Source organism: Roseburia inulinivorans DSM 16841, from assembly GCF_000174195.1.
In the GTDB taxonomy this organism is placed as follows: Bacteria; Bacillota; Clostridia; order Lachnospirales; family Lachnospiraceae; genus Roseburia; species Roseburia inulinivorans.
In genome coordinates this window covers 1-8,665 of record NZ_ACFY01000015.1, presented here as the reverse complement: position 1 = coordinate 8,665, position 8,665 = coordinate 1, and the positions used below count along the sequence as shown (strand labels likewise).

Sequence of the window (8,665 nt, the reverse complement as noted above, 5' to 3'; positions counted from 1 at the left end):
GGCAGAACTGTACCAATATGGGATAGAAAATGGTATTGTTGTTGCAGGAAACCTTTTGGCTTCTGGAATATTTGGCATTGTGACGGGGAGACCGGGACTTGTTCTGGTCTTCCTGTTATTTTATGCCTCGTTGAGAAGCTATAGTGGGGGCAGCCACTGTAAGAGTAGAATCGGCTGTTTTTTGATTTCAATGGCAATTTTATTTATTCCGGTTTATACATATGAGCCTGTAATGAAAAATGTTCCTAATGCCTTGATTTTATTGATCGGAGTTCTTGCCGTGGTAATTATTATTGTCCTTGCCCCAGTGGAAAGTATCAATAAACCGCTTGATGAGGAAGAAAGAAGGTATTATGCAAGGGTAACACATTGCATAACGGCATTGCAGGTATGTGTTCTTATCATTTTGTTTTGTCTGGATCTGCAAGATTATTTTTATGCCGGGTATGTAAGTATAGTCCTGATAGCAGTATTTATGGTTATGGGAAAGATTGCAGTGAAACGATATGTGCAATAGCAAAATGTATTAAAAATAGGTATTGATATATAATTTTGTAGACGAACATGGGATATTAGCAATATAGAGTAATGGTTAAAATTTTGGATAAAGATGCCGAAATATAATAAAAAATAGGAAAATATACAAAAAATAATCCAACCAAATGAAAGAAGTATGTCAAATTTGTGTGTGGAAGGGGATGAGCATATGTTCAGAATTGCTATATGTGATGATGAAAGACAATTTAGAAAACGCATTCATGATATTTTAATAGAATATATGAATGAAAATGATATATTATACGAAATTGATGAATTTGAATCAGGAAAGGATTTTATAAGTTTAGGTATCAATCTGGCAAAGTATGATATTGTTTTTTTGGATGTAAATATGGATGAACTGGATGGAATGGAAACTGCGCAGAAAATAAGAAAAGTCAGCAATGATGTTTTTATAGTTTTTGTTACAGCATTTATTACATGTGCCCCTCAAGGATACAGCGTAGGAGCTATAAGATATATTTTGAAAAATAATGTAAATTTTCCGGAACTAATATTTGAGTGTATGGATGCAATCAGCTTGAATATGAATTATGTAGCCCAAAAGAAGAAATTTAACTTTAATGAGGGTACAAAGATTGTAGCATTAGAGCGTTTATTATACATAGAGAGCAGATTGCATAAACTTGAGTTTTTACATTATGGAGGACAAGTTAAAAAAATATTCAATATATGGCAAACTAGATGAGCTGGAAAAAGAGTTGCAAGGTAATGATTTTATCCGGATACATCAAAGTTATCTGGTTAATATGAAGCATATTGAGAAAGTCAGCCGGTATGAGGCGTTATTGAACAATGGTATTAAGTTGGAAATTCCAAAAGCACGATATAAATTTGTTGAAGAAACATTTGTTTCGTATAAAGGAGAATTGTAGATGCTGATTAGTTACATTCAAAGTATTATGATGATAATATTGGAGGTAATATGCTGCAAAATATTTTTTGAAAGTTTTGCTGAAAAGAGATCAAAAAATAATTATAGAAATTATAGTATTATTTTAGGAATTGTGGTATGTGAATATGTAATAGCTTCATTATTTTATGATAAGTTTATCTTGAAACAAATATTGGCTATAGTTGCTGTTGCGGTGTTTATGTGCTTTTATTTTAAAATTCATTTCGGAAAAGCAATAATCTTATCATTATTATTTCAGGCATTGCTGCTTTCTGTAGACTATTTTACACTATGGTTAAATGTTTCTCTTTTTGATAGTATAGCAGAAATTAGCAGGTTGCATTTTGTAGGTGGAAGTTTAATAACGGTTTTGGGAAAAATAATTCTTTTCCTAGTTGTTTTGCTTATCAGGAAGAAAGTAGGAGGGGAGTCCTCGGATGTTTTAAGAAGTACAGATTGGCTTCGATTTATTTTTTTCCCAGTTTTTACAATCTTCACAGTTATTGCATTGATCATGACATCTGGAAACATTGAGAATCAAAAGCAGGAAAATGTATTCTTGGTTATAGCATTGTGTTTAGCAGGGATGAATATAGTTGTGTTCTATATGATAAATGATATATTAAAACGTGAAATTAAGATTCGTGAAAATGAAGTGTTTCAACTGAAAGCACGAAATCAGACAGACATGTACCGTTCTATTTCAGAAAATTTTGTTAAACAACGGAAAAAAACACATGAATATAAGAACCAGATTATGTGCATTGAGTCTTTGATAGAGATGGAAAATTATGATGAACTAAAGGATTATGTGAAAAGTATAAGCGGAAATTTGAGTACAGAGTTAGATTATATTAAAACAAATAATGTGATTATTGATGCTATATTAAATAGCAAATATAAGGAAACATTGGATAAAGGCATTGTATTTATCTTTCAAATCAATGATCTATCAGGAATTAAAATGTGTGATGAGGATATTGTTGTTATATTATCGAATCTTTTGAATAATGCAATAGAGGCTTGTGAAAAGTGCTCAGGCAAAAAATTTATGAAAATGAAACTGGTTAAAGAGAAAGACAACATTATTATATCTGTAAAGAATACATATGATGGTAAACTTAATATTAAAGATGGAGAAATACAGACCTCAAAGAAATATGAAATGGATGAGCATGGGGTTGGAATAAAAAATATAATTGAGGTTATAACAAAATATCAAGGCTCTTATGCTATACGAAATGATAATAATGAGTTCTACTTCTCAGTTATATTGCCAAACTAAGATGAACCTTAAAAAAGTGATTTGCTGCAAGCAAATCACTTTTTTTTGTCATTTTCTGCAAAAAAAGGTCACTTTCTGCAATGGATATTGTTTTGTAAACAGATAAAGTTATACTTAATTTGGCAGGAGGCATAACTATGATTGAAAAAATAGCTGATGATTTAATTGGTCAGATGACTGAAGCAAGGTTAATTGACAAAGAGATGGAAGCAAGATATGTTTATGTTTTTATCTGTTGGATAGAGAAATTTATTACTGTTGGCAGTATTATCGTAATCAGTTTGATGTTTCACAAGCTGCTCCCAACTATATTTTTTCTTGTGTTTTTTTTAGAATTAAGAAAGAGAACTGGCGGATATCATCTGGACAAGTTTTATAGATGTTATTTAGCATCCATTGTTTCTTATTTAGTTATCGTGATTATAAGTGAAAAATTGTCAGAACATCCACAATGGTTATTTGCAATAGTACTACTTGCTATAACAGGGATAGGATTGATTGGTACAGCGAATCATCCTAATATGCACATGACATCAGATGAATTGATGGAATCGAAAAAATCTGCGAGGACTATTGTTTTACTTGAGGGGTGCATAATACTTGGCTGTGTTCTGTTAGATGCAGATATGGTTTACGTTAGTTATATGGCAATAGCTGTTATATTATGTGCAGCTTTGCTGTGTATAGCAAAAATTTTTAAACAGGAGGTGAAAGAATGAAGAAGGTTAATAAGAAAGTGTTGAAGGTTGTAGAACATGTCATGAGAAATGAAGCTGTATATGGAATAGATAGATTCCCACCTGCATGCATGGGAATATTTCATCAGCCGAAACGTCCGATTATCCAGAAGAAAAGTGAAAGATAGTTAACTGGCGTGTTTTACTATTATATCTGTAGCCATAGATGCTATAGGAACTTAATTGTTTATTCCAAGATGACAAGTATAAAAAGGAGGTACTGATATGTTAAAAAATTAAGAAAGTTATTGCATTTGCATTAGCATTGACTATGTTAATGGGTATGGGAACAATGGTGTCAGCAGCAGAAAAGGAGAGTAGTATTCCTGAATATTCTGAAACCAATGATGGTGGAATGACGGTGAATATTGCAGGAGATCAGGAAGGAACAATAGTTGAAGGCAGTGGTAATGAGGAAGGGATTAATCCGCTATGGTGGCCTGGAGATGGACCGGCTCCGCAGGTGACAAGCATTTCACTTTATAAATATGGCTGGCTTACAAATGGAAATTTTGGCGTTACGATCAAGGTATATGGATATGGCAGCGATACTACAACATTTGATGGAAGAAGTATTTCGTGGATACATCAGGAGCCATTTATTATATCTGGTACAGGCGCAGATGGCTTCTATTATACATATGATTGTGGTCCGATTACGCAAGCGGGAAGTTATAGATTTAATACAACTTTCAGGTCAACAAACTTCCCTAATACTACACGTTCCTTTTCAACGGTATTCACGTTTAGTGCAAACTAATATATGTTAATTCATATAAATAACATATTATAATGCGAATGGAGGTGGTTAAATGCGTATTGGTTCGGGAGTGCAGAGTGTATCTGAATTATTTGGAAAGCGACAAAACAATAGCAAAACATCTGTTAACGGAAATGAGGCATTTCCTCAGACATCAATGAAAGTGTATTTAAAGACGGATGATATGTTGTTTTCAGGCGGAAATGGAACCGGTCTTTCGTTTTATATTAAGTATGCAGAAGAGTCAACAGATGATAATCCTGTAGTGATAGCCAAAGGGATTGATGAAAATGGAAAAGAATTTGAAGAAAAGATTAATATTAACGATATTGATTTGAGAAATGCTTCTTATGTCGAAATGAGTGCTTTGGAGGCATATTATGATGTTGATAGGGGTAATAGTCTCAGCTCTTTTCCACAAGAAACTGGTCACATGGGATTAAATGAAAGATGTGACCTTATATCCAGCTTTGAAAAGGTTATTCAGGATATGAACAAATTAGGAAAGTATGATTTGCAGATGTTTTATATGCGAAATATGAATACTTATCTAAATCTGGAAAGACAGAAAAAAGCATAAAGTTGTTTATAGATTCCTGTTGGAATGAAAATTTATACGATGTTAATTTGAAAGGAGATTTTAAAATGAAGAAAGTAAAAAGTTTAAAGGCGTTGGTGTTGAGTTTGATGTTATGTTTGGCAATGGGAACAACTGCGTTTGCAAGTGAAGTATCCACTCAGGGACAGGCTGCCCCTAATGCAAATAAGGCAGTAGAAGTAAGCGATTGTGGCGATTTGGACGTAGTACCTGCTTATGATGACGCCGTTGCTCTTGCAGATACGATTCAGTATGATGCAAATAGAACCATTACAAGAAGCAATTCCAGAAGCGGTGTATTCAACGGAAATTATTATTACACCATTAATAACTCAAGCGTTACAAAGTTGTGCTTAAATGTTTATATGCCTAATGAAAGTGGAACAGATTATCTTCAGGGAACAATTACTCTTGTAGGAAATGACGGAACAAGTGCACCGGTACAAATTGCTAACTATTCAGGAGATTCATGGACACTGACATTTACAGGTGTTAAGGTAGGCGTTAGATACCATTTCCATTATGAGTTGTATTCTGTTGGGTCTTCGCAGGTAGGCTATATTGCTTCTGCTGCTTATGCACAATAATAGCTGCTTGAATATGGGATATTAAGCAAGCGCAACAGAATATTTTCATTGTATGTTGCATTTTATAGCAATCTGGCATAAAGTGCAACATACTATAATAAGAAAATTAGATTATATTGCTGCTGGAGGGATTATAAATATGGTAAATATGGTAAATACCGCTGTAAATAACAATATTTACGCAGGAAGAAAATCAGGTTCAAAATATAACCAATCAAAGGCTTTTCAACAAAAGGAAGTGTTAGAGACACCGGATGTTGCAGCAGTTAACAAATATGCAAATGTTCAAGAAATTTATGAGGCACTAAAGTGTAACGTGTCATGTAGAGGATATGAACAGGGGCAGGATGAAATTGCTGAGAAAGAAATTCAAAATGATGAACCAGAAATAAGCAATGATTCCAGTGAAAAAATGACAGTATGGTATCAGGGTGTTCCTTTGGAAGAGTGGGCATTAACTGATCCTAAATACACGGATTCAGAAACGGGAATTTCATGGTATATTAGAGATGGAAAATATCCGTATATGGTAGGTGAGGATGCAGAAAAGTTCCGAAAACTTTGTGAAGAATCCGGGGAGTTTGCGCTAAAGAAATTTGCGGAAATGACGGGATTAATACAGAAATTAGATGACAATACAGTAGCGTATGTGGGTGATAACGGAATTGCAGTTAAATCTAAAGATGGGAAAGAGATGTTTGTGGACACATCAGGCTTATCATATGATATTGTTATGGATATGTTCAGAAATTTGCCTAGAAATGGGAATTTTTTCAGCAATAAGTATTGGTCAGACAATATACAGAAAGCACAGGCTCGGAGCTGATGATACGTTATATTGCAAGAGTGTGTATGCTTGGACTCCGATAGGAGAAAGCAGATTGGTTCTGATTGACAGAAGAATCATATGATTTCATCATTAATTTGGCAGGCAATAATATTCAAATTATTGCCTGCTAAATTTTTACCAAAATTCTTCTAATACCGTTTTTAGACTAGGAAATATTGTTGAAAGCGTACTCTCAATATATTCTTTAGAGCAGAACTGTAGCTTTGAAATAGTATCAATGCTGTGTTTTTTACTTGATTTCTGAGTAATTTTTGTTCTGTTGGTCATTTTCTGCAAAAACAGGTCACTTTCTGCATAGGATATTTTCTTTTGCTTTGATTCCTGCTATTCTTAGAATATACAACAGATTGCTCTATATGGCACATTGAATACTGAGGAAAGGAGAAGTAAATATAATTATGAATATGCTTATAGAATGATCTGCATATAACGACAAAATGATATTAAAATAGGGGGTGATTTTGATGAAAGATTTTCATTTGAAGATTTTAGCTATAATAATGATAATTTTTGGCATATTTGGTTTAAGTACGCTTCCGTTTCTTTCCATTATTGTCCAATATATTGACTCAATAACTGGATTTAGTTCAGGAAATGGATATCTTACCAATAACATGGATTATCTTTTTAAAAGTCCTCTTATTTATATTGGTGGCTTTTTTGTTTTTAGTATCATTTTGGCAATTATTTATCTGGTTTATAGTTTTTTTAAAGTCAAAGCGGGGGTGACTTCTAATGAAAAAAATAATTAGTATGGTTTTAAGTTTTATATTGATTTTGGGGTGCTCGACAACAGCGTTTGCTGCGGAGACTCATAACTATGACACTGAAAATTTGCCTCATGATGGAGCTGATTATTTTGAAACGGAAATTAAAGCTGATGAGGAAAATGAAGAACGCATTTCTGATTTTGTTACCGTATATGGTTATCAATATACCAAAGGTAGTTTAAAAAGTGGTGCATGGAGAAATGGCACGAGTGGTGGTAGTTCTACATCTAGCGCAAAATTATCATTGAATTACACTCAAGATACTTCTTATAATATTTCCTTTAAAGCTTCAGTTTCCGGTGGATATACAAATGGTGGAACTATAGGAAGTGAGTTGGGTGTTACACTAGGTGCATCAAAATCATATTCTTTAGGTAGCGGATACTCCGTAACTGTTCCAAAAGGATCTCATTATTTAATCAAATATCGTCCTATGTATTATACATATAAGGTCGTTGAGACAAAATATAAAGAAAGATATAATGAAGCATTAGGCGGCATGGAGAGATATGTGGTTGAAACAAAAACCTGCTATGTAGACGTATTTTCGCACTGGGATTTTACACATGTAGCTAAGTAAAGGTGTATGTTACACTAAATAAAAGCAGGGAACTATCTATATCCATGCTTCAAACTGGAGATAAAGCTCGTGGATCTGCCACGGGCTTTTCTCATGTTGTTATATACATTTTGCTGAAATTTTAAATTTCAGTGTAAAAGTAGATTGGTGTTTAGAAGGAATATGCAAAGTATTACACGAAAATGTCAAAGGATTACAGTTTCCTAAAACCCATAATAATTTCTGATATAATGCGATAAGTCAGAAAGGATGATGGGGCTATGGGGAAAAGAGAGCACATATACGAAATTATTGCAGAGAATATCAGAAAAGAACGCAGAAGGCTTGGAATTACACAGGCAGAGCTTGCAGAACGGGCAGATGTATCATTGGATACTATCAAAAGTGTTGAAAATGGCAGAAGGGCAATGAGTCTTGATACATATTTGAATATTGTTCATGCATTGGAGTCATCGCCTATGGTTTTGATGAGCCAGCAGCACCCAGAAAAACACATTGAGCGTTTTGCATTTATGATGAATCGATGTGACGAAAGAGAAATAGAATTTGCATTACATATGATTGAACAAATATTAAGAGGACAGGAAGATTATCTGAGTGAATAGACGGGTAGTTATCCTGTCCTTTGTCTATGACTCTTTTGCAAATTTTTCAGCGAGATGGTATATGATTTCTTCAATGGTGGGAGTATCATTTTCACATGGAAAGTCTGTCCAGAAGCGTTGCATTTTTGGATCAGGGCTTTTTAAAGCAATGGAAACTGCCCGCCCAATTTCCTGTTGGACTTCTTCTTTTGTGATTCCTTCTTTTTCGGCAATGATTTCCAAATATTTATCAACAGAGTATGTGTTTTTATCATTCATAGTGTTGTTGTGAATCCTTTCTGAGAAGGGTATTTGCGGTCAAATTGTCAGGTGCTTGAATTGTCCCGGTTGAATACCATAAAAGTAAAACAGATAATCCGTTCTATATTACATAATAACCTTGAGAGCTGTTTTCTATGCAGATTATGGCTATTTTCTATTCTATCATATACATACAGTAT

The 8,665-nt window shown here is 33.8% G+C and carries 14 protein-coding genes; 13 read left to right on the top strand and 1 reads right to left on the bottom strand.

The genetic code is table 11. The annotated features are described in order from the left end of the window. The 13 genes from ROSEINA2194_RS01280 to ROSEINA2194_RS01220 all read left to right on the top strand — a co-directional run. Nucleotides 1-517 (top strand): accessory gene regulator B family protein (locus ROSEINA2194_RS01280; protein WP_007882425.1); only part of this gene is annotated, 517 nt, incomplete at its 5' end. A 189-nt stretch (nt 518-706) separates the two neighbouring features. Continuing rightward, the gene (locus tag ROSEINA2194_RS01275; protein WP_330370220.1) at nt 707-1,246 is read left to right on the top strand and encodes a LytR/AlgR family response regulator transcription factor; all 540 of its coding nucleotides are present in this window, start codon (nt 707-709) and stop codon (nt 1,244-1,246) included. Beyond that, nucleotides 1,200-1,433 carry a LytTR family DNA-binding domain-containing protein gene (locus ROSEINA2194_RS23830; RefSeq protein ID WP_007882421.1) on the top strand — a complete coding sequence of 78 codons (234 nt, stop codon included), beginning with the start codon at nt 1,200-1,202 and terminating at the stop codon, nt 1,431-1,433. Before ROSEINA2194_RS01275 ends, ROSEINA2194_RS23830 begins: the two co-directional genes overlap by 47 nt. Next, complete coding sequence (locus tag ROSEINA2194_RS01265; RefSeq protein WP_005602847.1) at nt 1,434-2,738, top strand: sensor histidine kinase; 1,305 nt, start codon at nt 1,434-1,436, stop codon at nt 2,736-2,738. Nucleotides 2,739-2,875: 137 nt separating this feature from the next. Beyond that, nucleotides 2,876-3,457, top strand: coding sequence for an accessory gene regulator B family protein (locus ROSEINA2194_RS01260; RefSeq protein WP_005602844.1), 582 nt, complete (start codon nt 2,876-2,878; stop codon nt 3,455-3,457). Further along, a complete protein-coding gene (locus ROSEINA2194_RS01255; RefSeq protein ID WP_005602841.1) occupies nt 3,454-3,603 on the top strand; it encodes an AgrD family cyclic lactone autoinducer peptide in 150 nt (49 codons plus the stop codon). Before ROSEINA2194_RS01260 ends, ROSEINA2194_RS01255 begins: the two co-directional genes overlap by 4 nt. A 143-nt stretch (nt 3,604-3,746) precedes the next feature. Continuing rightward, the gene (locus tag ROSEINA2194_RS01250) at nt 3,747-4,235 is read left to right on the top strand and encodes a hypothetical protein (protein ID WP_006859337.1); all 489 of its coding nucleotides are present in this window, start codon (nt 3,747-3,749) and stop codon (nt 4,233-4,235) included. Nucleotides 4,236-4,287: 52 nt separating this feature from the next. Further along, nucleotides 4,288-4,815, top strand: coding sequence for a hypothetical protein (locus tag ROSEINA2194_RS01245; protein WP_005602838.1), 528 nt, complete (start codon nt 4,288-4,290; stop codon nt 4,813-4,815). A 65-nt stretch (nt 4,816-4,880) separates the two neighbouring features. After that, nucleotides 4,881-5,420 carry a hypothetical protein gene (locus ROSEINA2194_RS01240; RefSeq protein WP_015521442.1) on the top strand — a complete coding sequence of 180 codons (540 nt, stop codon included), beginning with the start codon at nt 4,881-4,883 and terminating at the stop codon, nt 5,418-5,420. A gap of 52 nt (nt 5,421-5,472) precedes the next feature. Continuing rightward, on the top strand, nt 5,473-6,246 hold the full coding sequence (locus tag ROSEINA2194_RS01235; protein WP_005602834.1) for a hypothetical protein: 774 nt from the start codon (nt 5,473-5,475) through the stop codon (nt 6,244-6,246). A 488-nt stretch (nt 6,247-6,734) separates the two neighbouring features. Beyond that, entirely contained in the window at nt 6,735-7,022 is a 288-nt protein-coding gene (locus tag ROSEINA2194_RS01230) for a hypothetical protein (RefSeq protein ID WP_007882412.1), read from the top strand. After that, nucleotides 7,006-7,620 carry a hypothetical protein gene (locus tag ROSEINA2194_RS01225; protein WP_005602828.1) on the top strand — a complete coding sequence of 205 codons (615 nt, stop codon included), beginning with the start codon at nt 7,006-7,008 and terminating at the stop codon, nt 7,618-7,620. Before ROSEINA2194_RS01230 ends, ROSEINA2194_RS01225 begins: the two co-directional genes overlap by 17 nt. A gap of 260 nt (nt 7,621-7,880) precedes the next feature. After that, on the top strand, nt 7,881-8,225 hold the full coding sequence (locus tag ROSEINA2194_RS01220) for a helix-turn-helix domain-containing protein (protein ID WP_005602826.1): 345 nt from the start codon (nt 7,881-7,883) through the stop codon (nt 8,223-8,225). 24 nt (nt 8,226-8,249) lie between these two features. Here the strand turns inward: ROSEINA2194_RS01220 and ROSEINA2194_RS01215 are convergent, their stop codons facing one another. After that, on the bottom strand, nt 8,250-8,483 hold the full coding sequence (locus tag ROSEINA2194_RS01215; RefSeq protein ID WP_005602824.1) for a hypothetical protein: 234 nt from the start codon (nt 8,481-8,483) through the stop codon (nt 8,250-8,252). Nucleotides 8,484-8,665: the final 182 nt, after the last annotated feature.